General features: G+C 32.5%; 25 protein-coding genes. 17 read left to right on the top strand and 8 right to left on the bottom strand.

The genetic code is table 11. The annotated features are described in order from the left end of the window. Positions 1-15: 15 nt before the first annotated feature. Complete coding sequence (locus I6U48_RS15730; protein WP_218321425.1) at positions 16-1,377, top strand: MATE family efflux transporter; 1,362 nt, start codon at positions 16-18, stop codon at positions 1,375-1,377. A 184-nt stretch (positions 1,378-1,561) separates the two neighbouring features. Here I6U48_RS15730 and I6U48_RS15725 read toward each other — a convergent pair whose 3' ends face one another. After that, positions 1,562-2,146, bottom strand: coding sequence for a LysE family transporter (locus I6U48_RS15725; RefSeq protein ID WP_218321422.1), 585 nt, complete (start codon positions 2,144-2,146; stop codon positions 1,562-1,564). 118 nt (positions 2,147-2,264) lie between these two features. On the opposite strand from I6U48_RS15725, the gene I6U48_RS15720 reads away from it, so the two are divergent. Then, positions 2,265-2,819 (top strand): helix-turn-helix domain-containing protein, encoded by a 555-nt coding sequence (locus I6U48_RS15720; protein WP_218321421.1) that lies wholly within the window; start codon positions 2,265-2,267, stop codon positions 2,817-2,819. Between the two features lie 131 nt (positions 2,820-2,950). Here the strand turns inward: I6U48_RS15720 and I6U48_RS15715 are convergent, their stop codons facing one another. The 3 genes from I6U48_RS15715 to I6U48_RS15705 form a co-directional block, all read right to left on the bottom strand. Continuing rightward, positions 2,951-3,382 carry an EamA family transporter gene (locus tag I6U48_RS15715; protein WP_218321420.1) on the bottom strand — a complete coding sequence of 144 codons (432 nt, stop codon included), beginning with the start codon at positions 3,380-3,382 and terminating at the stop codon, positions 2,951-2,953. Positions 3,383-3,483: 101 nt separating this feature from the next. Then, positions 3,484-4,026, bottom strand: a complete 543-nt coding sequence (locus tag I6U48_RS15710) for a metal-dependent hydrolase (RefSeq protein WP_218321419.1) — start codon at positions 4,024-4,026, stop codon at positions 3,484-3,486. A gap of 311 nt (positions 4,027-4,337) precedes the next feature. After that, positions 4,338-4,952, bottom strand: a complete 615-nt coding sequence (locus tag I6U48_RS15705; RefSeq protein WP_218321418.1) for a manganese efflux pump — start codon at positions 4,950-4,952, stop codon at positions 4,338-4,340. A 348-nt stretch (positions 4,953-5,300) separates the two neighbouring features. On the opposite strand from I6U48_RS15705, the gene I6U48_RS15700 reads away from it, so the two are divergent. The 10 genes from I6U48_RS15700 to I6U48_RS15655 all read left to right on the top strand — a co-directional run bounded on the left by I6U48_RS15700 (position 5,301) and on the right by I6U48_RS15655 (position 15,688). Next, positions 5,301-6,005, top strand: coding sequence for a polysaccharide deacetylase family protein (locus I6U48_RS15700; RefSeq protein ID WP_376774570.1), 705 nt, complete (start codon positions 5,301-5,303; stop codon positions 6,003-6,005). A gap of 695 nt (positions 6,006-6,700) precedes the next feature. Then, positions 6,701-8,371, top strand: coding sequence for a methyl-accepting chemotaxis protein (locus I6U48_RS15695; RefSeq protein WP_218321416.1), 1,671 nt, complete (start codon positions 6,701-6,703; stop codon positions 8,369-8,371). A 299-nt stretch (positions 8,372-8,670) separates the two neighbouring features. Beyond that, positions 8,671-9,444: an IclR family transcriptional regulator gene (locus I6U48_RS15690; RefSeq protein WP_218321415.1), complete on the top strand. Its 774-nt coding sequence runs from the start codon at positions 8,671-8,673 to the stop codon at positions 9,442-9,444. Positions 9,445-9,737: 293 nt separating this feature from the next. Next, a complete protein-coding gene (locus tag I6U48_RS15685; RefSeq protein WP_218321414.1) occupies positions 9,738-9,944 on the top strand; it encodes a DUF362 domain-containing protein in 207 nt (68 codons plus the stop codon). 14 nt (positions 9,945-9,958) lie between these two features. After that, complete coding sequence (locus tag I6U48_RS15680; protein ID WP_218321413.1) at positions 9,959-11,017, top strand: 3-methyl-2-oxobutanoate dehydrogenase subunit beta; 1,059 nt, start codon at positions 9,959-9,961, stop codon at positions 11,015-11,017. Then, a complete protein-coding gene (locus I6U48_RS15675; RefSeq protein WP_376774569.1) occupies positions 11,018-11,758 on the top strand; it encodes a thiamine pyrophosphate-dependent enzyme in 741 nt (246 codons plus the stop codon). Further along, complete coding sequence (locus tag I6U48_RS15670; RefSeq protein ID WP_218321412.1) at positions 11,758-12,324, top strand: 2-oxoacid:ferredoxin oxidoreductase subunit gamma family protein; 567 nt, start codon at positions 11,758-11,760, stop codon at positions 12,322-12,324. Before I6U48_RS15675 ends, I6U48_RS15670 begins: the two co-directional genes overlap by 1 nt. After that, positions 12,275-13,366, top strand: coding sequence for a butyrate kinase (buk, locus tag I6U48_RS15665; protein WP_376774568.1), 1,092 nt, complete (start codon positions 12,275-12,277; stop codon positions 13,364-13,366). Before I6U48_RS15670 ends, buk begins: the two co-directional genes overlap by 50 nt. 13 nt (positions 13,367-13,379) lie before the next feature. Beyond that, positions 13,380-14,303 carry a phosphate acyltransferase gene (locus tag I6U48_RS15660; protein ID WP_218321411.1) on the top strand — a complete coding sequence of 308 codons (924 nt, stop codon included), beginning with the start codon at positions 13,380-13,382 and terminating at the stop codon, positions 14,301-14,303. A 137-nt stretch (positions 14,304-14,440) separates the two neighbouring features. After that, positions 14,441-15,688, top strand: a complete 1,248-nt coding sequence (locus I6U48_RS15655) for an MFS transporter (RefSeq protein WP_218321410.1) — start codon at positions 14,441-14,443, stop codon at positions 15,686-15,688. Between the two features lie 114 nt (positions 15,689-15,802). On the opposite strand, the gene I6U48_RS15650 is transcribed toward I6U48_RS15655, so the two are convergent. After that, on the bottom strand, positions 15,803-17,410 hold the full coding sequence (locus tag I6U48_RS15650) for a helix-turn-helix domain-containing protein (protein ID WP_218321409.1): 1,608 nt from the start codon (positions 17,408-17,410) through the stop codon (positions 15,803-15,805). Between the two features lie 143 nt (positions 17,411-17,553). On the opposite strand from I6U48_RS15650, the gene I6U48_RS15645 reads away from it, so the two are divergent. Beyond that, entirely contained in the window at positions 17,554-18,672 is a 1,119-nt protein-coding gene (locus tag I6U48_RS15645; RefSeq protein WP_218321408.1) for a uroporphyrinogen decarboxylase family protein, read from the top strand. 51 nt (positions 18,673-18,723) lie between these two features. Here the strand turns inward: I6U48_RS15645 and I6U48_RS15640 are convergent, their stop codons facing one another. After that, positions 18,724-20,259, bottom strand: coding sequence for a PucR family transcriptional regulator (locus I6U48_RS15640; protein WP_218321407.1), 1,536 nt, complete (start codon positions 20,257-20,259; stop codon positions 18,724-18,726). A gap of 236 nt (positions 20,260-20,495) precedes the next feature. On the opposite strand from I6U48_RS15640, the gene I6U48_RS15635 reads away from it, so the two are divergent. The 4 genes from I6U48_RS15635 (at position 20,496) to I6U48_RS15620 (ending at position 23,778) form a co-directional block, all read left to right on the top strand. Then, complete coding sequence (locus I6U48_RS15635; RefSeq protein ID WP_218321406.1) at positions 20,496-21,293, top strand: methyltetrahydrofolate cobalamin methyltransferase; 798 nt, start codon at positions 20,496-20,498, stop codon at positions 21,291-21,293. A gap of 152 nt (positions 21,294-21,445) precedes the next feature. Continuing rightward, positions 21,446-22,069, top strand: a complete 624-nt coding sequence (locus tag I6U48_RS15630) for a cobalamin B12-binding domain-containing protein (protein ID WP_218321405.1) — start codon at positions 21,446-21,448, stop codon at positions 22,067-22,069. A gap of 4 nt (positions 22,070-22,073) precedes the next feature. Continuing rightward, on the top strand, positions 22,074-23,189 hold the full coding sequence (locus I6U48_RS15625; RefSeq protein WP_218321404.1) for a uroporphyrinogen decarboxylase family protein: 1,116 nt from the start codon (positions 22,074-22,076) through the stop codon (positions 23,187-23,189). Between the two features lie 46 nt (positions 23,190-23,235). Then, positions 23,236-23,778, top strand: coding sequence for a solute carrier family 23 protein (locus I6U48_RS15620; protein WP_218321403.1), 543 nt, complete (start codon positions 23,236-23,238; stop codon positions 23,776-23,778). A 283-nt stretch (positions 23,779-24,061) separates the two neighbouring features. Here the strand turns inward: I6U48_RS15620 and I6U48_RS15615 are convergent, their stop codons facing one another. Next, positions 24,062-24,739 (bottom strand): hypothetical protein, encoded by a 678-nt coding sequence (locus tag I6U48_RS15615; protein WP_218321402.1) that lies wholly within the window; start codon positions 24,737-24,739, stop codon positions 24,062-24,064. Positions 24,740-25,101: 362 nt separating this feature from the next. After that, positions 25,102-26,358 (bottom strand): anaerobic sulfatase maturase, encoded by a 1,257-nt coding sequence (locus tag I6U48_RS15610; protein ID WP_218321401.1) that lies wholly within the window; start codon positions 26,356-26,358, stop codon positions 25,102-25,104. Positions 26,359-26,425: the final 67 nt, after the last annotated feature.

Raw genomic sequence — 26,425 nt, 5'->3', positions numbered from 1 at the left:
GGAATGGATATAATTATGAAACAAAAATTAACAAACGAATATTATTTAGAAAATGCACCAATTACTAAGGCAATTGCACATTTATCTATTCCTATGATGATTGGTATGTCAGTAGGTACAATATATAACGTTATTAATGCTTTTTTTATTGGACTATTAAACAATACAGATATGTTAACTGCTATTACTTTAGGACTACCAATCTTCACTATATTGATGGCTTTTGGAAATATGCTAGGAGCTGGAGGCGGAACATTTATAACTCGTCTTGTTGCAAAGCAAAATATAGAGAAAGCTAAGAAGATAGCAGGATATACTTTTTATAGTAGTATTATCATAGGAATTTTGCTTGGAATAATCTTAACAATAGCACTTACTCCTATTGTTAAAATTATGGGAGCAGATACTTCTGCTATTATTAATTATACAAAAAGCTATTCTTTAACTATGTTTATTGGTGGTTTTGCAATTGTAATGAACTTTGCATTGGAGCAAGTTGTGAGAGCTGAAGGAGCATCAAAAGAATCAATGTTCGGAATGGTTGTAAGTACAATTTTTAGTCTTATCTTTGACCCATTATTTATACTAGTATTTAAATTTAATGTTGTAGGGGTAGCATTATCAATGATTTTAGCTAATATAGCTTCATCTATTTACTATGTTTACTACTTGGAAACAAAAAGTGAGAATTTAAAAGGATTTATTAAGAATTTTAATATTTCTCTTAAAGATAAAATAGAGATATATAAAATTGGGGTTTCTGAATTGTTCTTAGCTGGATTTTTAATTATTACAACTCTTCTTTTGAATAATTATTCAATTAGATATGGAGAAAGTGTAGTAGCTAGTTTTGGGATTGCTTTGAGAATTGTACAAGTGCCTGAATTTCTTGCAATGGGGCTAGCACTAGGAATTATACCTTTAATTGCATATAATTTTTCTAATGAAAACTTTAAGAGATTAAAAGACAGTATAAAACAATCAGCTTTATGGATTTTGGGATTATCAGGTGGGGTTGTTGCTTTAGTTTATATTTTTAGAAATGTAATTATTCATCTGTTTTCTAATGATGCAGCAGTATTAAGTGTTGGAGTTTATATCATGGCTGCCATGCTTATCTCCGCATTTTTCAATGGATTTACAACATTATTTATAGGCATTTTTCAAGCATCAGGTCAAGGGACACCATCAACAATTATGTCAATTACACAAGGAATTCTTTTTATTCCTGTAATAATAGTATTAAATAATTTCTTTGGATTGCATGGTGTTATATGGTCTATGACCATTACAGAAATAATTACCTTTTTAACTGGAGTAACACTATATATTATTTTTAATAATAAACTAAAGAAAAATTTACAGCTTAATATTTAAAAAATCTAAGAAGCATTTGTAAACTCGTACTTCAAGATGGGGGCTGTCGCACTTAGATAATCAAAGCAGAATAAGTCTACTTTCTGCCATACTTACCTAAGTGCGACAGCCCCGTTAAAAGTCATTTAGGATTTTAACCCTATAAATGTTTCTAAGATTTTCTAAAATGTTTCGCTAAAATTGACTAAAAAAACAATGAAACTGCACAATAGACAAGCAATAAAGACATAATAGTATTAATCACTTTATCATTTTTTACAAGAAATTTTTGAAATACAGAACCAAATAAAGACCAGCAGCAAGTTGCTATAAACCCAATGAAGGCAAGAATTCCAGAAAAAGCAGCAAGTATGAATACAGACTTATAGTATGGTACGATAAATGTTGAAACAGTCATAAGACTGTAAATAATAGTATTTGGATTAACAAACTGTAAAAGTAATCCGTATAGAAATGTGTTTGTATGATTTTGTACTTTGTCATCGCTATGAGGTTTGCTCTTATAGGTTTTCCATGCAAGCCATAGTATATAACTGGCGCCAATACAGGATATAATTGGTTTGATAGATGGTATAAGACTGTAAAGCGTCACGCTGAAAATACTGGAAAGAGCCATTATAATATAGACACCAAAAAATATGCCTATATTAAACCTTATACTCTTTTTAAATCCATAGTAACTAGCATTTGACATTGATATAATAGTATTTGGTCCGGGCGATAAATTTGAAATAAGTACATAAAACAAGAATGATGTAAAGTTTTCCAATTATATTTACCTCCTAACTATTGTATGATATAATACACAAAAAAGACGATATATTGTTTTGTGCAATATAATCATATCATTTGTGCAGTATATTGGTCAATGGTTTGGAGGGAAATTTATGGATAAACTTAATTTTATTATTGCTGAAAACTTAAAAAGATTCCGTGGGGAGAAGAAGCTTAGTCTTGATAATGTGGCAAAATTGACTTGCGTAAGTAAAAGTATGCTTGGACAGATTGAACGAGGTGAGGTGAATCCTACTGTATCGACTATATGGAAGATTGCAAACGGGCTTAAAATATCATGTACCGAGCTTATGAGCATGCCAGAAGCTGATTTTGAAATTGTAGATAAGAGTCAAGTACAGCCACTTGTTGAGGATAATGGAAGGGTAAGGATATTTCCAGCATTCTCATTTGACAGTACAAGACGGTTTGAAATATATTCTCTTGAGATTGATTCGGCAGGTTATTTATCTACAGAAGCTCATCAGCAAGGTACACAGGAATTTATTACTGTATTTTCTGGCAAGCTTAGTATTACTGTAAACGGTGAAGAGTTTGTTATAAAAACAGGTAATTCTATACGGTTTAAGGCAGACTGTATTCATGCTTATAAAAATACTTGTGATGAGATTTGCACACTAAATATGGTTATTTACTATCCAATGTAGAATTTCACTTTGGAATAATAAAGTAAAATCATATAGTTTTGAATATAATACTTGACTTTCATGAAAAAATTATATTTATAATTCTATTAAGTAAACAAAGATTTTTAAGTTGCATTAAGTTAAATTATAATTTAACTTAATGCAACTATAATGGCCCCTATTGCGATTAATCCAACACCAAATCCATTTAACTTGCTTATTTTTTCTCCTAAGAAAATAACTGATAACACTGTTGCAATTACTACGCTAAATTTATCTATTGGAGCTACTTTAGAAACTGGACCAAATTTTAATGCTAAAAAATAGAATAGCCATGAAAGTGCTCCAGCAATTCCACTTAATACTATGAAGGAAATTGATTTTCTATTTGAAATTATTTCAGGTATTTTACTTAGGCTTCCTTGAAAAATAACCACTAAGAAAAGAAAAATTGCCATGATAATGGATCTTATTGCAGTTGCAGTATTGGCATCGACTGATTTAAGTCCAATTTTGCCAAGTATTGCAACTAGTGAGGCAAATACAGCAGATAGTGTAGCAAATACTAAACATAAATTGTCCATATAAAATAACTCCTATCCTCATAAAATTTTAAATTCGTCTCTTTGAGTCCAATATATTTTAAATTTTTTCCTCATATTTACTAATGATTAAATAATTAAAACTACAATCTTCCTTGTCTTATAAAAGCTTTTATTTGTTTATCTCTAAAAATCCTAATAAAATAGTAAGCAATAATTACAAATCCAATTAATTCGGGTAAATAATAACTTGGATCTACAATAAGTCTAAGAATATCACTTTTTACCCAATTGCCTTCTGGTCTTGTTGGAAATTTCCATCCGAAGTATGGCCAACATAATATAGCAGGATAAAGCCACATGCTATCTAGCACTAAATGTATAGAAGTACAAATTCCAAGCAGCAAAATATTATTTCTACCACATTTATATAACTTGTATAAACCTATTAATATCAGTAAAACAGAAAACAATAAGGTATGCCCGAAAATACGGCTGTTATGAAATGTGCTGCGAAACAAACCAGCACCAATAGGTTTATCTATAATATCAGGTAATATTGAGCCAAGCCAAACGACTCTATAATCAATTAGAAATTTATTATTTAACTTTTTGTCCTTATGAAACACTTCCTCATATGTTTTTATTGCTGCTGTAGTTATTCCTAAGTGTCCAAAAAAAATCATCTTTATATCTCCTACAATCATCTTCAATTAAAATATTAGGTATAGCCAGTTATATTATATACATTTAAGATATAGTTTAGTGTTCTTAATTCTAATAATACAACCTTCAAATCTGCATGTATGAATTGATTATAACATATCTACAAAAATGTGGAAATGTTCTGAAGCTAGATTAAAACATAGTCAAATTTAAAGACATAGAATATTTCTTATTTTACCAGGGAATTCTATTTTGTTTGCAACAAGAACACTTGCTTCCATTGGAGTGCTTAAAATATTTCCTTTATTTATGATATTGTTTAATCTTTATATTAATTAAAGAATTCGATAATACCAAGTATTACCAATAATATACCTGAAAATAATGGTGCGTATTTTCCAAAAACTTTACCCAATATATGATTGCCTAAAATTTCTCCAAACATAATTAAAAGAATACTCAATATAAATGTAAATATGACTGTAAACTGGATACTAACTCCTGTTATACTCGCAGCAACTCCAGTCCCTAAATTGTTAAAGGTTAATCCGAATGCAACAAGAAGGGCTTCTTTTATACTTATATCACCAGAGTTATCTAAATCAGATTTCTCAGCATATTCAATCATATCATCAATATTTTTTAGCGCAAGTTCTTTCGATTTAGTATTATTTAAAAGTTTTGTTATACTCAAGATTAGAAAATATATTCCTAAAACAATAATAACTAAGGAACCTAGGACATTAGCTATTGAATGAGATAAAAATTTTGATATATATGATCCAACTGACATAGATAAGAATGTTCCTAAGGATGTTATAAAGGCTACCATAAGGTTTGCAATTATTCCTATCTTTATTTTCTTAATTCCGTAAGCAATGCCGACAACTATGTTATCTAAGTTAGAAGATAAACTGAACAATAATGCAGATAAAATCAATGCCATGCATTCCCCTCCTTTTATTTAGATACATTTTTAATATATGGATTGTAAATTTATTTGGTGATTAAGAGTTTATAGATAGCTTATCTCTGATTGAAAAAAAGGCTATTGCTTTATCTCTATCTAAAAGATAAGGGATTTGGTATATTTGCAATTTATAGAATTATGGCAGAATTCACTTTTATAGCTGTTTATTTTTGTTTATAAAATATTTGTAAATTAGTAATAATAATATCAACTTAATATTAATTTTTATATTGTGAAAAATTGAGTAGGTTAGCTGGTAAAGAGTCTAATTCTTAAGTATTGGAGATGTGTATTTTGATAAACAAAAGAAAAAAGCAGTTTTTGATGTTAATATTTTTACTAATTATCTTTACAGTAACTATTGTTTTAGATTTTGAGGAATCGAAGTCTAAACTGGCTTTTTTAAACGATAACAAGAAGATAATCTACCTAACCTTTGACGATGGCCCCAGTTCTATTGTCACCAATGATATCTTAAATACTCTAAAACAGCATCAGGTGAAAGCAACCTTTTTTGTAATAGGTAGTAAAATTAAAGGAAGGGAAACAGTACTAAAAAGAATGTATAACGAAGGACACAGTATAGGTTTACATACTTTTAGCCATGAGTATAAGAAAATTTATGAAAATGAAGATGCATTCATTAGGGAAATGATAAAAACTTCGGAAGAGGTAAAAAGGGTAGTTGGAGTTAAACCTAATATAATAAGGTTTCCATATGGAAGCAATTCACATTTGAATAATAATCTTTTAAAAAAATTGCATGACTATAATTTTAAAATTTATGATTGGAACGCCTCGATCTCCGATGGAATAAAGCCTTATTCTTCACCAGAATCATTTACTAAAGAGGCGATTGCTACAAGTAATGGAATACCATATGTAGTTTTTCTTATGCATTGTAATAATACCAATATAAATACTTATAAGGCACTTCCTCAAATTATTCAACATTATAAAAACGAGGGGTATGAGTTTAGGACGATTACAAATAGTACACCAGAATTTTACTGGCGTAATTTTAATTAGTCAATGAAGAAAAAACTAAGTAGTGAAATATTAAATGGTAGTGGATACCTCATAAGAAGTGCCAAAGGGATATTCATATAAGTAAATAAGGTTAAATAAAAGCATGTAGTTTAAAGTGGAACAAAAACTACATGCTTTTTTTTATCCATAATATATTTTATCCATAGTATTTTTCCTTTCTTGCATGTTGTATTATTTAACATTTTATTAGGAATATCTTAAGATTGAGATATAACAAATCTTAAGAATTCTTAAGTCCTTTAAATAATATAGATTTTAAAGCTACTGCCATATATACTAATAATTGAAACGGAGGAAAAATAATATGAATAATATATAGATGTTGACGCAGGAATAAATATCGCTCAGGGAAATTTAAAAATTTATATTAAGCTCCTAAATAAATTTAGAGATAACTATAAAGAATTTTTTAGTGAATTCATAAAAGAATTTAAGTCGTCAGATAAAAAGTCTGCAGCTATATATGTACATAGATTAAAAGGATCTGCTGCCAATATTGCTGCAAAGGATGTACAGGTAAATGAACAATTATGACTTTAAAAAAGCCTTAGAATTATTGGAAAAATTTAATATATAAATAAAAATGAGGAGTATTCTTATTTTGTCACTTAACTGTATATTTTCATACTATACTTATTACAAAAAATAAAAATAGAAAAATAGGGGGTTTTAGTATGTTAGGTAAATTAAAAAGTTTCAAGCTTAAAAATTTGGTTACTTCTCTAACAATATCAGCCATTATATCTACATTAATTGTAGGAACCTTTGGATATTTTAATATGAAGGTTTTAAATAAGCAGGTAAGTGATATGTATTCGCAATATCTAATACCTGTGGCTGACATTGGAAATATAAGAAGTAACTTTTATCAGATTAAAGCTACAGAGGATTCTAAGAAATCGTCAGCTCAAATTAAATCTTATAGAAATAATATTGATAAGTATTTAAGTGATTTAGAAAAAACTAAGATGGATGATCAGGAAATTAAGTATATAAATGATATTAAATCTAGCTATAGTTTTTTTGAAAAAATATGGGATGGCCAAGCAACTAATCTTACTACAGAAGATTTGAAAAAAATTCAAGATGAAGAAAGTAAAATAGATGCAAGCTTAAAGGGTTTACAAAGTTATGAGGAAGAACTTGCGTTAAAAAATAAGGAGCTATGTGCTGTTGCAGATAAAGCTAGTGAAAGACTAATGATAATTATATTTGCATTGTCATTAGCATTAGTCACTATTATTGCATATATAATAATTTTAGTTATCAATAAGTCATCAGAAGAAATGGTAACAACCCTGCAGCAAGTTGCAGAAGGAGATTTTACTGTAAGGCTAAATAGTAATGAAAAAAATGAGTTTGGACTAATGAATTCTGCACTGGAAAAGACCATACTAAATGTATCTGATATGATTAAAAGCGTAAAAGATAATGCCACTAATATAAATGTACAAGCTGAAACACTGTCATCTGTGTCAGAAGAAATGGCATCATCATCAGAAAATGTTACATTATCTGTTCAGGAAGTTTCAAAATCAAATGAATTTCAGTCCGGAGAGCTGCTTGATATAAATTCTAAACTTAAAGAGTTTTCTAACCAAATTCAAAGTATAGTAAATTCTATGAAAGCTATTGATGGAAATTCAAGAAATATAAATACTATGGCTAATGAGAGTGACGAAAAGTTAGAGTTTCTAATTGAATCCGTAAATGACTTAAGTACTTCATTTAGGGACTTTACTGGAAAAATGAATACATTAGGTGTTAAAATTGGTAAGATAAATGATATTACAAACTATATTAATAACATTTCAGAGCAAACTAATCTTTTAGCTTTAAATGCTGCAATTGAGGCAGCAAGAGCTGGTGAGCAAGGTAGAGGTTTTTCTGTTGTTGCAGAGGAAATAAGAAAGTTAGCAGAGGAAAGCAAAGGATCAACACAAAATATAAGTAAGCTAACTGTAGATATAGAAAATGATACCTCAGAAATAATAGCTATGACTAATTTGATGAATAATAAGTTAATTGAACAATCAAAGGTGGTTGAAACATCATTAGATTCATTTAAACAAATCATTTCAGCAGTGGAAATTATAATTCCAGAAATTAATGAAGTAACTACATCAGTTTCAGATTTAGATGAGGAAAAGAATACTATAGCAGAAAAAGTTAGTAATACATCTTCACTAGCAGAGGAAATAAGCGCTGCATCAGAAGAGATGGCAGCCATATCAGAAGAATTATCTAATTCTACAAGTGAAGTAGCAAAATCGGCTTCTGTCCTAAGCAGTACTATAGAAGGAATGATATCTTGCGTAAATAAGTTTAGGTTAAGTGACCATTAGCAAGCTCAACGTACGCTAAGCAATGGTTCAGAGTTTTAGTAAAATATTTACTGTAAAAAAATACATGACTTTTAGGGAAGATTTTTGATAAAATATTGTTATAAATTAAGAAGGATAGAAAATTATTTAAAATATTACCAGAGAGTGAAGCAGATGTATTAAAGTATTGATATAGGGTTGCACGGCCGAAAATTAACTTACACTCCGGCATATGTTAAGTGTCTGGTGTGGTTATCTATATGAATAAAAAGAAAGTGGAATTCTATATATTTGCACATAATTTGGTGAAGGGGTATATTATGGATAAAAAAATAGAATCAATATCATCAATTGACAAAGCACTAGATATATTACTTTTGTTTTACAAGGAAAAGAGAGAACTTGGAATTAGTGAAATTAGCAGGTTGCTTTCCATGCCCAAGAGTACTGTACACAGAACCATATTGACTTTAGAACAAAAAGGTTTTGTTTTTCAAATTCAGGAAGGTGGAAAATATTGGCTTGGGATGAAGCTTTATAGCATTGGCATGGCTACTTGGGAAAATAATAAGCTAAACAAGATTGTGCAGCCATATGCAAGAGATCTGTCGGCTAAATTCAGTGAAACAGTATCTGTCTCCATTCTGGATGATAAAACAGAAATTCCACATACAACTGTCATATACAAAGAGGAGGCCATGTCAAACAGGCTTAGAACCAGTCATGAAGTTGGTGAAAACTATGCTGTTCACACAACAGCAGTAGGAAAAGCAATACTTGCTTTTTCATCTCAAGAAGTTATTGACAAGCTGAAAAACAGCAAGTTAGAAAAAAATACTGAGAACACCATCACAACAATTGATCAGTTGGAGCATGAGCTGGCAGTTATCAGAAGCAGAGGGTATGCCATTGACAACGAGGAGGAGGAAATTGGACTAAAATGCATTGCTGCACCGATTTTTGATAGCAGCAACAAGGTAATAGCAGCAATTAGTGTATCTGGACCAGTGAAGAGAATAGATTTGTTTGACAAGGAAAATGTTGCAAAAACAATAATTGAGACTGCAGCAAAAATCTCTGAACATTTCAAATAATGCATAAATCATGAGTTTGGAAGTAAAATAGAATCATTAATTTAAAACTATATATAGGCCTTAATAAAGCTTCTACACAAACAATAGCTAATTTATTGTTTGTGTAGAAGCTTTATTTATATGAAAAATAAAATTTTGGGATGCTACTCTAATGACTATACAAAAAGTATTTAAAATAAGTATTTACAAAAGATTTTTAAGATGATAAATTAAAAGTAAGAAAAATGGAACAATCGTTCCGAATAATAGAACACTGCAAGAGGTTTAGAAAATAGAAGCGAGGAGGTATAGAGATGAAGGTTTCAGTTAAATCAGAAAGATGCAAACAGTGTATGCTTTGCTTTGCAAATTGTCCCAAAGAAGCTATTAGTTACTCTGAGGAATTCAACTCATTAGGATATAGATGGGCTCAAATAGATGACAATAAATGTATAGCTTGCGGAATATGTTATACAATGTGCCCAGATGGTGTTTTTGAAATATTAGGTAAAGAAGAATAGGAGGTAACAGTTTTATGTTAGAAATGATAAAAGGAAATAATGCCATAGCAGAAGCTGCTATTAGAGCAGGTGCCAGGCTTTATGCAGGCTATCCAATCACTCCTTCCACAGAGATCATGGAGTACTTATCTACACGAATGAAAGAGGTTGGAGGAACCTTCATACAAGCAGAAAGTGAACTGGCAGGAATTAATATCGTCATGGGTGGTGCTGCCTGTGGTGTAAGAAGTTTTACTGCATCCTCAGGTCCAGGAATAAGTCTAAAGCAGGAGGGAATCTCTGCAATGTCTGATGAGAATCTAGCTTGCGTTGTTATCAATGTTGTAAGGTATGGCGATGGACTTGGCACATTATACTCTTCCCAATGTGATTATTTGAGAGAAACTAGGGGGGGAGGAAATGGAGATTATAGAACCATTGTGCTTTGTCCCGAAAGCATACAGGAGGCAGTGGATTTAATAGTTCTTGCCTTTGAATTAGCTGAAAAATATAGGTGCGTGGTTACATTGATGACCGAGGGAGCCCTTGGACAAATGATGGAGCCATGCAATATGCCGGATTTCCAGACTGTAAAAAGGCAGCCATGGGGTCTTGACGGCAAATATACCAATAAGAAAATCGGAATTTTTGATAGGAATTCAATGGAGGAAGCGGCAGCCATCAAGGAGAGGCATCTGGAAATCGCAAGGGCAGAGCAGCGGGTTGAAGCAGGATACCTTGATGATGCGGAATATGTTTTCGTAGCCTATGGACTACCAGGAAGATCCACAAAGGGAGCAGTAGAACAGCTTCGAAGGGATGGGTACAAGGCCGGCTTTATAAGACCAATCACTGCATGGCCATTTCCTACAGATGTGTTCAAGCAACTAAATCCTGATTTGAAGGGGCTTATCACAGTTGAAGCAAATGCAACAGGGCAACTTGTTGAGGATGTTGCACTGACTGCAAAGAAGGTTATTGTTCAGAATATTCCAATATATTGTCTTACGTATGGATATGGAATTCCTGCTATGAAGACTATTCGAGAAGATTTTGAAAAAATAAGACTTGGACAGATCAAGGAGGTGTTTTAATTGACTAAAGTAAGAAAAATTCCTGCGATGATTGACAAACCTATGAGCTTTTGTCCTGGCTGTGGACATGGAATAGCTATAAGACTTATAGCTGAATGTCTGGAGGAGCTTGGTCAAGAGAGCAACATAATACTAGGAATTGGAGTTGGATGTTCTAGTCTCCTTGGAGGAGGTCTTCAAATTGACAGATTGCATTGCCTACATGGAAGAGCAGCAGCTGTGGCTACGGGAATGAAAAGGGTTTCGCCTGAGGTAATGATTGTTACTTACCAAGGCGATGGTGATGCCTACAGCATAGGAATTTCGGAATCTCTGAATGCCGCTTATAGAAATGAAAACATAACTGTATTTACCATAAACAACACCAATTATGGAATGACAGGTGGACAAATGAGTTGGACAACTATGCCTAATCAGAAAACAACTACATCACCGCTTGGAAGGGACTGTCTTACTACTGGAAATCCAATAAAATTTCCTGAGATTGTAGCAGATCAATTTAACGCAGCATATGTAGCAAGAGGTACTGTGACAACACCAGCAAATGTTAACAAATTAAAGAGTTATGTGAAAAATGCACTGGAGGCACAGATGAATGGAGAGGGATATTCTATTGTAGAAATATTATCACCTTGTCCTACAAATTGGGGAATGTCACCGTTAGATGCAATGGAGAGAATTAACAAGGAACTTATACCATATTATCCAATTGGAGAACTGAAAAAGAGGAGGGAAAGGTAATGAATGAAATCATATTTGCAGGTTTTGGTGGTCAGGGCGTATTGACTGTTGGTCTCATAATATCACAGATTGCAGTCAGCAAAGGAAATAATGCCACATGGATGCCATCCTATGGTTCAGCAATGCGAGGAGGTACTGCAAATTGCACGGTGAAGTATGGAAAGGAATTCATATATAACCCTTCACAGGAGGAGGCAGATATATTGCTGGCAATGAATATACCTTCCTTTATGAAATTTATAGACGCTGTGAAGCTAAATGGAATAGTTGTAATAAACAGCGACACAGTAACCTGTGATGTACATGTGAGAGAGGATTTGAGAATCATAAAGATTCCATGTTCATCAATGGCAAAGGAAATTGGAAATGAAAAGGGTGCCAATATTATAATGGCTGGAATCATTGCGAGGTTGCTTAAAGAATTTACTGAGGATGAGTCTATGGAATGCATGAATGATATGTTTAGAAAAAAAGGAAAATCTAAATTTGAAGCTAAGAATATGGAGGCTTTTAAGCTTGGATTTAGATATGTTGATGGAGGATGCAATGAGAATACTTGCAATTAACCCAGGAGGAACATCTACAAAGATTTCTGTAGCAGAGGAAGAAAATTTATTTTTAAGACTTGTGGTGGAACATGAAGATGAAATATTGAATAGCTTCAAAACAGTTTTTGACGAATATGAATATCGAATGGAAAGTATAAAAAATGTATTGGATGAAAATGGAATAGAACTTAAAAATCTTGATGCAATTGTTGGAAGAGGGGGCCTTCTAAAAGCTGTGCAGGGGGGAACCTATGAGGTCAATAATGTAATGGTGGAAGATGTGAGAAATGCAATCAATGGAGAGCATCCATCCAATCTTGGTTGTGTGTTAGCAAAGACTATGGCAGAGCCTTTTGGCATTCCTGCATTTGTTGTTGATCCTGTCTCTGTTGATGAGTTTGATGAAAGTTCAAGAATCACTGGAATGAAGGAAATTAGCAAAGCTAGCTGGCTGCACACACTGAATCAGAAGGCTGTTTGCAGAAAAACTGCAGAGAATCTTGGTATAAAGTATGAGGAGGGCAATTTCATTGCCTGCCATCTTGGATCAGGAATTTCTGTTGCAGCTCATCAGAAGGGAAGGATGATTGATGGCGGCGGCGGCAGGACGGATGGACCATTCTCTCCAGAGAGAAGTGGAGCTTTACCTGTATACCCTTTGATACTTTTGTGTTATTCAGGAAAATATACTAAGGAAGAAATGGTAAACAAAGTCAGCAAAACTGGTGGTGTGTATGATTATCTTGGAACTAAGGATATTCGTGTTGTGGAACGCAATGCTGCAAATGGAGAGAGGATGTCACAACTTGTGCTTGAAGCTTTTGTAAAGCAGACAGCTAAGGATATTGGAGCTTATGCCGCTGTACTTGAGGGAAAAGTTGACAGCATTGTCATAACAGGTAGCATTGCAAACTCAAAAACCATCATGGAGGAGCTGAAAAAGAAAATAAACTTCATTGCACCAGTGAATATCATACCTGGTGAAATGGAGATGGAGGCTTTAACCGCTGGAGCTCTTAGAGTTCTTAGAGGAGAAGAGAAGCCAAAGTTTTATTTGTAAGGAAGGTGAAAGGATGTATAAGACATTTCATGAAATAATCGCAAGGGCAAAAGAAGGAAAGTGTACAAGGATTTGTGTAGCAGCAGCTGAGGATGGTGAAATTCTAAAGGCCCTTGAAGAGACAGGGAAAATGGGGCTGACAAAAGGAATTCTTGTTGGCAGAAAAGAAAAAATCAAAGAGCTTCTCGAAGAAAACCAGCTTTCAGAAAGCTTTGAAATTATTGATGCAGTCTCTGATGAGAAAGCTGTTGAAAAAGCAGTTGTATTGACAAGAAGTGAGAGGGCAGATGTGTTGATGAAAGGCCTTGTCAACTCCAGTATATTCATGAAGAAAGTATTGGACAAAGAAAATGGATTGCGTACAGATCGTATCATAAGTCATATGGCATGTTATGAGATACCTGGTTATGAAAAACTTTTATTCTGTACTGACAGTGGTATAAACGTAGCGCCAAATCTGGAAAGAAAAATAGCTATTTTAAAGAATGCACTGGGAGCTTTATCTAAAATGGGGTATCAGCAGCCCAAAGTAGCTTTGCTTGCAGCCAATGAAATGGTTGATCCAAAAGTTGCTGCAACCCGGGATGCAGCTGATATTATGGGTATTTATCAAAATGGCGTATTTGAAAATTGCATTATGGAAGGACCTCTAGCATTTGATGTGATCTTTTCTGCTGAAGCTGCAAAGCATAAGGGGATAAAATGTGAAATATCTGGTCAGGTTGATCTTCTACTTTGTCCATCTATTGAAGTGGGAAATGCACTTGGAAAGTCATGGTTGCATTTTAATAATGCAAGATGGGCCGGGTTGGTCCTTGGAGGAACAAAACCAATATTAATGGGATCACGTTCAGATACCTTCGAGGTAAAGGTAAATGGAATTGCATTAGCTTGCCTTATGAATTCCCTTACAGGAGAATATAAAAGTATTGAATAACAAAAGCAAATGAGGAGTGATAAAATGAACTTTGCAAGAAGAATTAATGGTATACAGTCTTCCGCAATTAGGGAAGCAGGAATATCAAAGCTTGCTGCAGCGGTAAAAGAAGCAATAGAAGAATCGAGAATGGGTTTATGAAAAGCAGAAGTTTCATAAATAAATGGTTATCATGGGGGCTGCCTGTTTTGGCATATGTCATCTGTTTTTTTCACAGCCTTTCAATGGGAGTTATACATGAAAGTCTCATAAGAGAGTTTGGGATGACAGAGGTCTATTTTTCTATGATAAGCACATCCTATTTTTATATATATCTGCTGATGCAGATTCCAAGTGGAATTCTTGCAGACACAATAGGACCAAGGATTACTGTGGCTGCAGGTACGATGCTGTCTGCTGCTGGCAGCCTGATTTTCGGATTTGCAACAAGCATGGCTGGTCTTGTTACAGGCAGGCTGATGGTTGGACTTGGAGTTTCTGTAATATTTATATCCATCATCAAGATTCAGTCCATCTGGTTCAAGCCTCATGAGTTTAGCACAATGAGTGGTATTACCTGCTTTATTGGCACAATGGGTGGTGTGCTTGCGCAGACGCCACTAGCGCTGCTAATAAATAGTCTTAGTTGGCGGGGAGCCTTTAAGCTAGTTGCTGCAATATCAGTCATTATATCAATTCTGAGTTTTCTTCTTGTAAAGGACAAGAAGGATAGTATTGAAACTGCAGCTGTAAATGAGAAGGTGAATATCTGGATAGCTGTTAGGAAAATATTGTACAACAAGAGAACCTGGCCGCCATTTCTTCTATATGGAGGTTTTTATGGAACCTTTGTTGTAATTTCCGGTTTGTGGGGAGTGTCATATATGAGTGAGATATATGGAATAGGAACAATTGAAGGCTCGAAATTTGTTTCTATGATTATTCTAGGCAGTGCCTTTGGTGCTGTGGCCATTGGTTTGCTTTCTGACAGAATACAAAAAAGAAAGTTTCCCACAATTTTGTATAGTTTAGTATACATATTCCTTTGGGCAGGCATGGTTTTTATAAACAATGGAAAACTTCCATTAAATATTATGATGATATACTTCTTTGCAATGGGATTTTTCAGCCAGGGTTTTGTCCTCAGTTGGTCTGTTGGCAAGGAAGTAAATGACAGCAGGTATGTGGGAATGTCAGTATCCATTATAAATATAGGAGGGTTTCTGGGTTCAATAATAATACCTTCAATAGCAGCAAAGGCGTTAGATCGTTACAATGTAATAGGCATACCTCAATTGATTTATCAAAAAACTTTTGTAATAATTTTTGCAATTACTTTGAGTATTTTGGTATTTAGTTTGATGATGAAGGAAACTCATTGTAAAAGTATAGAAAATGCCAAGTAAAAGATCAATTAAATTTGACTATATTCCGAAAATGAATTTTTTATCATCGAATATAGGAAAGCATAATATGCAGTCATGTTAAAGAAAAGCATGTGGTTTAAAGTGTAACAAAAACTACATGCTTTTACTTTCTATTAAATTCATATATTCTAATATCTTAAATGAAAGATGTAAATGAAGCATTAATGTGTTGTCATAAAGATCTATCCCCATAATTTGAGCAATCTTTGTTATGCGATAAATGAGAGTATTACGATGAATATTTAAAGCACTTGCCGATTTTGTCTGGCTTTGACCATTTGAAACATAGGAATGCAAAGTTTCAGCATAATTTGTTTTATATTTTTTATCATATTCAAGTAAGAGTATTAATGCAGGATGACATATATCTTTTAAATTTCTTTGTGTAGAGCAAATGTCAAACATATCAAATATCGTAAAATCCTTATAGTAATAAAGAATAGACTCTTTGTTGATACGATAACCTATTTCAATAGCTCTCAATGCTTGCTTGTAGGACTTTTTTACATCAATTAGGTTGTTAAAATTGTGGCTAATACCTCCACATAGGTTATACTTTAAAAGAAATTCTTTGAGAGTTTTGATATCAGATTCACAAATTGGCCTTTCTTTGTTATTGTTAAATATTAGTACAATAGCGCCATCATACTCAATGGATTTACTGCTGCCTATTGCGTTTTCTAATAGTGTTCTTATGTAATTGAAAGGAGTATTGTCCTTATCAAATTGTCTGTCAGTAATTACAACTACACAAAAGTTTCTTTTTAGCTTCCAATCTAAATATTTAATTCGATTTTCAACAATTTTAATATCATTGATACTGCCACTTAATAAATCTGCAATAAAGTATTCATACATCATACCTTTGGTTTTGGAAAAAAAACTGCTTTTACGCATTTCTGAGGAAACTGCATTGCAAAGTATTTCAGTGAGTTCAATATCATAATGTTTAAATTTTCTTGAGTATTCAACAACACATAAGTAAGCAACTATTTTATCGTCAATAATAACATTTGATATGATACGTGAATGTTCTAAGGCTGGAATACTTTCTACTTTAGCTTCACTGATATTCGAAGGCTTATCTGCTTCAAACAGTACTGGATAAGTGCTTTTTATTACTTTTTCAATAGCTCTTTCAATTCTAAAACTAAAAACTAATTCACTGCGAAAATATCCATTTTCAACTAAATCATTCCATTGGAAGTCAGCTACCTTAATATCTTTTGTATATGCTAGCAGCTTAAAGCTTGTATCTATTAGAAAAATCGGATTTTCAATAACTTCATAGCCTATATCTATTATGTGCTGAATATCTTTTCCATGAGTAAATGCTTTTAATAGTCTTGTTAATCTTTGATTACGTTCCTGTTCTTTTGTAAAATAATCTAATATTTCAATAAGAAGTGATGTAAGATTAGTGTTTTTTCTTAGGATTAGAAGATTTACATTGTTCATTTTGGTATATTTCTGAGAAACTGTCTTATCAGCAATGCAGACAATATTTATAGGATATTCACCAAAAGAAAGATGTTGAAGGTTTGAAAGCTTTCCAATATATAAACAATCTGCTTCAAACTTTTTTTCGTTTTTATCAAGGAGTTTCACGCCAGAGAGTGGTTGAGAATTAGTATATGATAGATACAACTCAGGACTATACAATTTTAATTTTTGAGCAAGGATATTAAGATTTATATTCATAGGAAAATCACCTCTTACAATAAAAGTATAGTGCAAAATGAACAAATTTTCACTCCTGTTTTTAGTAAATATATACAAAGATTTTATCAGAATTTTGCGATAAACTCAATTTAATGTATATAAATTTGTGGGGGTGGACTAAAATGAAAACAACAATAGAAAAATATAATGATAGTTTAAAAAGGATTAACGCTGCAGTAGCGTTAGAAAAGGCAGATCGCACACCTGTAGTTCTAATGGGAGATGCCTTTTTTGCCAACCAACTAGGTGTAAAATTATCTGAGTTTTGCATAAGTAGTGAATTGTCTAACCAAACTCAATTAAAGGGAGTATTATCGCTTGGTGAAGTAGACGGTATTGAAATGCCTCATATGAATGTGAACGTTTTTCCAGCTGCTTGGCTTGCTAACATAAAGATTCCAGGTCGTGATCTAAAGGAAGGTACCCTTTGGCAGATGGATGAAAAGGAATTAATGAAAGTGGAAGATTACGATACTATAATTGAAAAGGGATGGAATTATTTTTTTGTTGACTATGCTATTAACAGACTAAGTACTCCAGAAAATAACTTACTTGAAAAGTTGCAATCAATAGGTAAATTTACACCTAAAGCCATTAAGAATTATAAAGATGCTGGAATTGTGACATTTTCACCGCTTGGAACTGGTATACCATTTGAAAGCTTTACAGGAGGGCGTTCAATGGTTAAGTTTAGTAGAGATCTTTTTAAAATTCCTGATAAAGTACAAGCAGCTATGGATGCGGCAATGCCTGAACTGCTTGAGGGATTAAGACAACAAATACGAGCAGTTAAACCATATGGAGTTTGGTTCAATGGAATGCGTGGAGCCAGTGAATTTATGTCTAGAAAAATTTGGGAACGTTTTGTATGGCCATATACAAAAAAATTAGCTAAAACAATAATAGAAGAGGGGGCAATTTGCTATTTCCATATGGATGCAAATTGGGAACGAGATTTGGAGTTTTTCCGTTCACTGCCAAAAGGGAAATGTGTATTCGGTACGGATCATGCTACAGATATCTATAAGATTAAAGAAATATTAGGAGATCATATGTGTATCATGGGTGATGTACCTGCAGCTATGCTTGCCATTGGAACTTCAGATGAAGTATATGATTATAGTACTAAGCTTATCAAGGACATGGGAAATGGATTTATTCTATCACAGGGTTGTGATATTCCTCCAAATGCAAAATTAGAAAATGTAAAAGCAATGGTTGCTGCTGCTTCGGGAAAATAAAATAGAAAATCCAATGTCAATTAGCTCAGAAGCTATTTGACATTGGATATATTACCTTTTGTTAACAAACTCAAGTATTTTAAATGAAAGATTTATATGGAAAAGTAAATCCCTGTTGTTTAAGTCTACTTGCATAATTTCATTGATTTTTGCTATTCGATAATTAAGTGTGTTACGGTGAATATGTAGCAAATCTGCTGAGGCTACCTTGTTTTTATCATTTGAGATGTAGATATAAAGAGTTTGGACATAATTCGTATTGTGTTTTTTATCATATTCTATAAGAGTGAGAAATGAAGGATTGTAAAAATCTTTTAAGGCTTCTGATGAATAAACATTCATCATATCATATATTGCATAGTCATTGTATTGAAAAAAAGATATCTTCTTATGTATTCGACTGCCTAATTCCATTGATTTCAAAGATTGTGAAAAGTACTTATGTATGTCTGTTAGTTTAGTAAAATGACGGCTAAGTCCAGCACAAAGTTTATTATTATGGAAGAAAGTTTCCAAAACTCTCAAATCTTTTTCTGAAACTGTAGTTTTATTGCTGGTTATTATTATAACAATGTAATCTTTATAAATGATGGACCTACCACCACTAAGTATATTTTCTAAGTAATCTCTTATTTGAGATATAGGAGAATTTTCGTTATCAAAGTTATCTATTGCTACTGAAAGCACATAAAGGTTTTCCTTAAAATTTAAATCTAAGTATTTTATTCTTTCCTCAATTAAATCTTCTTCTTTAATTTTTCCATCTAATAAATCTGCAATGAAGTATTCATACATTACTCCCTTGGTACTTTGAAAAAATTTTATTTTTTGCATTTCAGAAGAAATTACACTGCACAAAAAAGAAACTAGTTCAAAGTCACTTTTACTAAAAGGTCTATTATGTTGAAAAACTTTAAGGTGAGCAACAATTTTGTTATGAATTATTATATTAGATACCATTTTTTCGTATTTTTCAGATGGTAAGTTTTCTAATACAGGAAAACGACTTTTGTATACCTTTTCAACACATTTAAAAGATATAATTTTAGAGATATATTCTTTGGGAAAATAGCCTTTAATTAAAGCTTCCTTCCATAATGATTCATCAAGTTCATTGACTCTTATATGGCTCAGTATTTTAAAACTAGTATCAAAAAGAATTATTGGATTTTCAATGAGCTCGTATCCAATATTTAAAATTTGTTGTAAACCTTTGTTACTTATAAGTGAATTCATCAATTTTGAGCTCCATTTGTTAAACCTCATTAATATATCTTGTACTTCATTAAAAATTATAAATAGATCAATATTGTCTTTAAGGACTATTAAATTTAAGCTGGAAATTTCCTTGTATTTAGAGGATATAGGAACATCCTTGATACATAGTAAATTAATTGGGCAATCATAATTCTCAATGAGTGGAAAGCGTGAGGCACTAGTTATATATAATATAGATGGCTCAAAATAAGTTTGATCTTCAGTAATTAGCTTAATGGACTCTACATTTTCATTCTCTTGATTAGTTAAGTATGTTTCTAACTTATGATATCGTAATTTTTCTATAATCATTTCTAAAGAAATATTCATATTTATCACCTTAAAGCAATTATACTTTATAACTCAGAATTATGCATTAATATTATAAATTATATAATTGTGCAAAAAGCATAATTATCAGTATAGAATATTCTAACTTTTTGAACAATGACATGTGAAGGATGGAATGGTAATATTTACACATGATAATAAAACGGTTTCAATACCACAAGGTGTAAATATATGAGACATATATAGTATGGAGGTAAATATATGGAGGTAAATAAATGTTAATTATTGGAGAACTAATAAATACAAGTAGAAAAGCGATACGTGAGGCTGTTGAAAAGAAAGATGGACAATATATACAGCAAATTGCAAAGGCACAGGACGAAGCTGGAGCAACATACATTGATGTAAACTGTGGTACATGCATAGAGACTGAGGTGGAAACTATGGAATGGTTAATTGATAATATACTTCAGGCAACTAAATTACCGCTATGTATAGACAGCCCTAATCCATTGGCTCTAAGAGCAGGATTAAAAAAAGCTACCAATGCTAAACCAATGATAAACTCAATAACTGATGAAACTCCAAGATGGAACGCAGTGCTGCCTTTGGTAAAAGAGTTTAACGCTAAAATTGTAGCATTATGCATAGATGATGGTGGTATGCCTAAAACAAACGAGGATAGAATCAGAATCGCACATACAATAATCACAAAGTTAACTGCAGAAGGAGTTAATGTAGATGATATATACATAGACCCTTTAATAAAGCCAATAAGTGCTGGAGAGAAAAATGGAATAGAAGTATTGTCTGCAATACAACATATTATGGAAAGTCACCCAGGAGTACATACTACCTGTGGATTAAGTAACATATCCTACAGCCTGCCTGCAAGAAAGGTATTGAACAGATTATTTATGGTACAGACTATGGCTAGAGGAATGGATTCCTATATATTAGATCCAACAAATAAAGAAATGAGAGCTGCTTTAATTGCATCGCAGGCATTACTTGGACAAGATAGATTTTCAAGAAAGTTCATTAAATCATTCCGTGAAGGTTTATTTGACTAGGATAATTTATCAAAGAATAATATAAAGGACGGTGTAGTTACAATGAATTTAATTTATTAATAATGAAAAAGAAAAGTGATTAATTATGATAGTAATTAGTATAAAAGTCTAAATCTATATATTTTTAAAATTTTTAAAGGAGGATATATATTATGAGTAAAAGACTAATAGAAGCTATGGCTGACCTTGATGAGGATGTTGTATTAGAAGAGGTGAAAACATTAAAAGATCAGGGAGTAGATAGCTTGAAGATTATAGAAAGCCTACAGGAAGGTATGGGAATTGTAGGAAAGAGATTTGAGGAAAAGGAATACTTCTTATCAGAACTTATAATGTCTGCAGAAGTGTTTAATGAAGCTTCAGAATTACTTGGAGGTATGGAAAACGCTAGAGAATCTAAAAATGGAGTTTTTGTATTAGGAACAATATATGATGATATCCACGATATAGGAAAAAATATTGTAACTACAGTAATGAGAAGTAATGGTTTCGAAGTAATCGATTTAGGAGTTGATGTGCCTACAGTAAAATTTATTGAGGCTATTAAACAATATAAACCTAAAGTAGTTGGTATATCCTGTCTTCTAACTACATGTTTTGATAATGTAAAGGAATGTGTACAAGCAATAGAAGAGGCAGGGCTAAGAAATGATACAAAGATACTAGTCGGAGGTGGACCAGTAGACGATGCTGCTGGTAAATATATGAGGGCAGATATAGTAGCCAAGAATGCACAAAATACAGTAGATTACTGTAAACAATTTGTGGGGGTATAAGGATATGAAAACTAATCAAGAGTTATATAATGAACGTTTAGATAGAATAAAGACAGCTGTTGCACTAGGAAAGCCTGACAGAGTACCTGTTCTCCCAGTAGGGAGTGCTTTTTGTGCACAATACAAAGGGGTAAAGCTATCTGAATTTGCTATGAATCCAAGAATGTGCAATAAAACTATGCTTGAAGCTTATACATCTCTAGGTGAAATCGATGGAGTTCAACAACAGGTATTTTATCCATTTGTACTTTGTCCACAATGGTTTTCAAATATTGAGCTTCCAGGACGTGAGTTAGGAGAAAATAAGTTATGGCAAATGGCTGAAGCTGAACTGATGACAGTAGAGGATTATGATGTAATTATAGAAAAAGGATATAATGCTTTTTTAAAGGAGTTTCAAGCAAACAAATTAGACCATGCACTAGATAAAGTTATTGAAAATTTAGCACCTTTTACGGCTGAAAGTATACAAAATTTCGCAGATGCTGGCTTGCCAGTATTAGCACCTTTTGTTTATACTACTCCTTATGAATACTTCTGTGGTGGACGTTCTATGGTTAGGTTTATGAAAGACCTTTATAAAATTCCTGACAAAGTTCAAGAAGCTATGGATGCAGCTATGGTGGATTACATGGAAAATATGAGAAAAGAAATACGAACTTTCAAACCTCTTGGAGCATGGGTTGGTGGATGGCGTTCAGCTAGCAGTTTCTTAGCGCCAAAGTTTTGGAAACGTTTTGTATGGCCATATTTTAAACAACTAGTTAATTTGGCCATAGAAGAAGGAATTATTCCCATACTTCATTTAGATTCTAATTGGGAGCGTGATTTGGAATTCTTCAAGGAGCTTCCAAAGGGCAAGTGTATTATAACACCTGATGGAAGTACAGATATATATAAGATAAAGGAAGTACTAGGAGATCATATGTGTATAATGGGGGATGTTACATCTGCTATGTTCTCTGTAGCTACTCCGGATGAAGTATACAATTACAGTAAGAAGCTAATTAATGATCTTGGACCATCTGGATTTATATTAGCATCTGGTTGTGATATTCCGTATAATGCTAAGCCGGAAAATGTTAAGGCGATGATTGCAGCAGCAACTGGTGATAAATAAAAAAAGAAGATTTTAGTTATCAATTTCACTAATTGTAAAGTATAACATGGATGAAAAACGTGTAAATATAGGGGTAATTGGAGAAGCGATTGGTTGTATTATTGCACCCTTATTCGGTTCACTTCCTGTTACAAGTTATGGATCAAACCCTGGAGTTTTAGCTTTAACTAAAGTATACAGTCGCTTTGCTGCAGTAGGTGCAGGTGCAGTCTGCATTGCTATGGCACTTTGTCCAAAGCTTATGGCCCTTATTGCTATCATTCCATCTACAGTTATTTGGAGAGCATATTCAATTGTAGCTGTTTTAATAACGATGAGTGGATTTGACAGCGTTAAATCATATCTTTTTAACGACAGAAACCAAATGATTATAGGTCTTTCAGTTTTATCTTGTATTGGTGCAAACATAATTCCAGCAACAATAGTTGCTAAGATGCCATTACTATTTAGCTATATTTTCGGATCTGCAATAGTTGTAGGTGCTCTTGCATCGATAATCCTAAATCTTGTTCTTCCTAAGGGGGAAGAAGTTACAGATTTTGCTGCGGGTTTTGATGATGCGTTACGTAAAGAAGAGCCTGTAACCTAAAGTATATTTTTAAATATTGTTATGTTTTGGAATGAACTCATTTCTCTTTATCATTTTGTTATAAAATAAATATGTTATATAATACTACTGTGAAATATATAAATTAGAAACAGTATTAGCCAAACAAGTTAGGTAAAAAGATATCTTGGCAGGTTTTACACAGCTACTTGCCCAAGCTATTTTTAAAATAATTGAAGGGTAGAAGATATAATTATAGATCTTCTACTTTTCTAGTTTACACCAAGTTTTTCATTGATGCCTTTCTTAGCAGGCTGTGCAAAAATTAAACTTTGATGCAAGAGTTTAATAGAGACGTGCATATAGAGTTAGGGTGACAGTCATCATTTGATGGAGTATAGCCAGCATAATTTCCATCAGCATCTCTTTGCGTTCTAATTGATACTGAACTCTTAGCTCTTATAGAAATTTTATTATTCTTTGTAAAATAGCTATCATATCTTGTACCGTAAAATGTAAATTTAACAGTATTACCACTAATACTCACATTATTGACATCCAATTTAGTGCCATCAGCTGCTGTAAATATAAAATCATCTGTTTTTATACCGCTGTGTTCATCTAGAGGAGTATCAAATGTAAGTAATATAGCTGCTTCATCAGTTCCTGTTGTTGCTGGAGACTCCACTACCCAGTAATCTGGTGCAGTCTTTGGTGCCGCTAAATAATCATAAGGAATTAACTCACTGCTATATGACTTAGTATCTGATGTTGAAGCTATTGGCTTTCCTGATACATCATTAGTCTTTGCAGTTGTACCATCTGCAATCTTAAGTACAGCCTTTACTCCTTTATCTTTAATAACATCAATTGCGGATGGTTCAGTATTTACATCAGAATTTTGAATATTAGTGTTATCATAATCATATTGTACCTTAGTACCTGATACAATATTACTCTTACTACTATCCTTCCAAATAAGAGTCACCTTATCTCCATTCACATATCCACTATCTGGTTTTATACCATTAAGTGTAAAATCACTTGGATCTAAATCATTAATGGATTTTGAGAACTTAAGATCAATTTTTAGGTCATCTCTATCATAGTAAAGCTGAACTGTACTTTGATCTACAGTTGCTGCACTAAGAGTGCTATTTCCAGCAATAACTCTTGAATCAGCTATACTATCTAATGTGTTACCAGAAGTATCTTTGACATTAAGAGTGATTATCTTATTTACATCATTTTAATTATAGTTTTTTTGACTTAGAACTTAAATTATATTTTTTGAATCAATTAGGATAATAACTTAAAAAATCATTGTTTTATCATAGCCAATAAATTTAGTAAAATAATAGAAGTTTATTTTTTGGTAATTACAAGAGGTCCTTTTATCACATCCATTACTTTAGATGCAGGAAGATTATTTTCAATAAGCTGAACCATTACCTTCATATACTTGTGTATATGCCTAAAAAATTTTTTATAATCCTGACAAAGATAACTAAGCCCTGGTTTATTATCATAGGTTCTAACAAAACGGTGCCTAGGACATTCACCATTGCATGCAAATTTAACTTCACATTCTCTACATACTTCAGGAAGGGAGCTTTCCTTATTTTGTCCAAAAGCTTTCTGTTTGTTCATTTCAACCATTTCCTTAGGATTACTCACTAGGATGTTTCCTAAATAGTATTCTGGATAAACATAATGATCACAGGAATAAATATCACCATTATGTTCTATTGCCAGTGCCCTTCCGCACTGTTTTGAAAATATGCATATTGTTGAAGGCAGTCCCATCCAGGCTTCAAGTGCCCATTCAAAGTTCATTACATATATGGAACCTACATCTTTTTGAATCCATTCATCAAATATTTTTATTAAAAAGTTCCCATATGATCCAGCTTCAACACTAAAATCAGTTACTAATTTTTGCTGATTTTCATCATTTTTTGAAGCAGGGGATGCATGTTTTAATCCTATTTGAGCTGACATATCATCTGGAATTCTTTCAACTACAGGTGTAAATTGTATATACTCCACTCCTAATTTTTTTAAAAAGTTGTATACCTTTATTGGATATTTGGAAGATTCTTTTGTTACACACAAAAGAACATTATATGGAATTTCATATTCTTTTAATAAATAAAGTGTATTGATTACCTTATTTAAAGTAGGATTTCCATTAACATATATACGATATAAATCATGTAGTTCAGCTGGTCCATCTAAACTTAATCCAACTAAAAAGTCATTTTCCTTAAGAAATTTACACCATTTATCATCTATGAGAGTTCCATTAGTTTGCAGTGAATTTATTATTTTCTTGCCGTCAGCATATTTCTTTTGTAGTGAAATTACTTTATGAAAAAAATCAAGGTTCATTAGAGTAGGTTCTCCTCCCTGCCATACAAACTGTATTTCAGGAATCTGTTGTGAGGATATATATTTATGAATGAAGGCTTCAAGAACTTCATCTGACATTCTAAAATCCTTTTTTTCTGGATAAAGTGCCTTTTTCTCTGTATAGAAACAGTATTTACAATTCAAATTACAAATAGGACCTATAGGCTTAGTTAAGATATGAAAACCTTTTCCTATCATATCTTTTTTCATTACATTCAACTCCTTCACACATTTATTAAATTGAATTATTTATTCATTTAGTCTTATAATTATATAG

The sequence above is a fragment of the Clostridium thailandense genome, assembly GCF_019207025.1.
Lineage (GTDB): Bacteria > Bacillota > Clostridia > Clostridiales > Clostridiaceae > Clostridium_AM > Clostridium_AM thailandense.
The sequence above is the reverse complement of the archived record's forward strand: the minus strand, read 5'-3'. Positions and strand labels throughout refer to the sequence as shown.

What these genes read in the sequence shown, in the direction of transcription:
- I6U48_RS15730 (WP_218321425.1), top strand. Translation starts at nt 16, where the DNA reads ATGAAACAAAAATTAACAAACGAATATTATTTAGAAAATGCACCAATT.
- I6U48_RS15720 (WP_218321421.1), top strand. Translation starts at nt 2,265, where the DNA reads ATGGATAAACTTAATTTTATTATTGCTGAAAACTTAAAAAGATTCCGT.
- I6U48_RS15715 (WP_218321420.1), bottom strand. Translation starts at nt 3,382, where the DNA reads ATGGACAATTTATGTTTAGTATTTGCTACACTATCTGCTGTATTTGCC.
- I6U48_RS15710 (WP_218321419.1), bottom strand. Translation starts at nt 4,026, where the DNA reads ATGATTTTTTTTGGACACTTAGGAATAACTACAGCAGCAATAAAAACA.
- I6U48_RS15705 (WP_218321418.1), bottom strand. Translation starts at nt 4,952, where the DNA reads ATGGCATTGATTTTATCTGCATTATTGTTCAGTTTATCTTCTAACTTA.
- I6U48_RS15700 (WP_376774570.1), top strand. Translation starts at nt 5,301, where the DNA reads ATGTTAATATTTTTACTAATTATCTTTACAGTAACTATTGTTTTAGAT.
- I6U48_RS15695 (WP_218321416.1), top strand. Translation starts at nt 6,701, where the DNA reads ATGTTAGGTAAATTAAAAAGTTTCAAGCTTAAAAATTTGGTTACTTCT.
- I6U48_RS15690 (WP_218321415.1), top strand. Translation starts at nt 8,671, where the DNA reads ATGGATAAAAAAATAGAATCAATATCATCAATTGACAAAGCACTAGAT.
- I6U48_RS15685 (WP_218321414.1), top strand. Translation starts at nt 9,738, where the DNA reads ATGAAGGTTTCAGTTAAATCAGAAAGATGCAAACAGTGTATGCTTTGC.
- I6U48_RS15680 (WP_218321413.1), top strand. Translation starts at nt 9,959, where the DNA reads ATGTTAGAAATGATAAAAGGAAATAATGCCATAGCAGAAGCTGCTATT.
- I6U48_RS15670 (WP_218321412.1), top strand. Translation starts at nt 11,758, where the DNA reads ATGAATGAAATCATATTTGCAGGTTTTGGTGGTCAGGGCGTATTGACT.
- I6U48_RS15660 (WP_218321411.1), top strand. Translation starts at nt 13,380, where the DNA reads ATGTATAAGACATTTCATGAAATAATCGCAAGGGCAAAAGAAGGAAAG.
- I6U48_RS15655 (WP_218321410.1), top strand. Translation starts at nt 14,441, where the DNA reads ATGAAAAGCAGAAGTTTCATAAATAAATGGTTATCATGGGGGCTGCCT.
- I6U48_RS15650 (WP_218321409.1), bottom strand. Translation starts at nt 17,410, where the DNA reads ATGAATATAAATCTTAATATCCTTGCTCAAAAATTAAAATTGTATAGT.
- I6U48_RS15645 (WP_218321408.1), top strand. Translation starts at nt 17,554, where the DNA reads ATGAAAACAACAATAGAAAAATATAATGATAGTTTAAAAAGGATTAAC.
- I6U48_RS15640 (WP_218321407.1), bottom strand. Translation starts at nt 20,259, where the DNA reads ATGAATATTTCTTTAGAAATGATTATAGAAAAATTACGATATCATAAG.
- I6U48_RS15635 (WP_218321406.1), top strand. Translation starts at nt 20,496, where the DNA reads ATGTTAATTATTGGAGAACTAATAAATACAAGTAGAAAAGCGATACGT.
- I6U48_RS15630 (WP_218321405.1), top strand. Translation starts at nt 21,446, where the DNA reads ATGAGTAAAAGACTAATAGAAGCTATGGCTGACCTTGATGAGGATGTT.
- I6U48_RS15625 (WP_218321404.1), top strand. Translation starts at nt 22,074, where the DNA reads ATGAAAACTAATCAAGAGTTATATAATGAACGTTTAGATAGAATAAAG.
- I6U48_RS15620 (WP_218321403.1), top strand. Translation starts at nt 23,236, where the DNA reads ATGGATGAAAAACGTGTAAATATAGGGGTAATTGGAGAAGCGATTGGT.
- I6U48_RS15610 (WP_218321401.1), bottom strand. Translation starts at nt 26,358, where the DNA reads ATGAAAAAAGATATGATAGGAAAAGGTTTTCATATCTTAACTAAGCCT.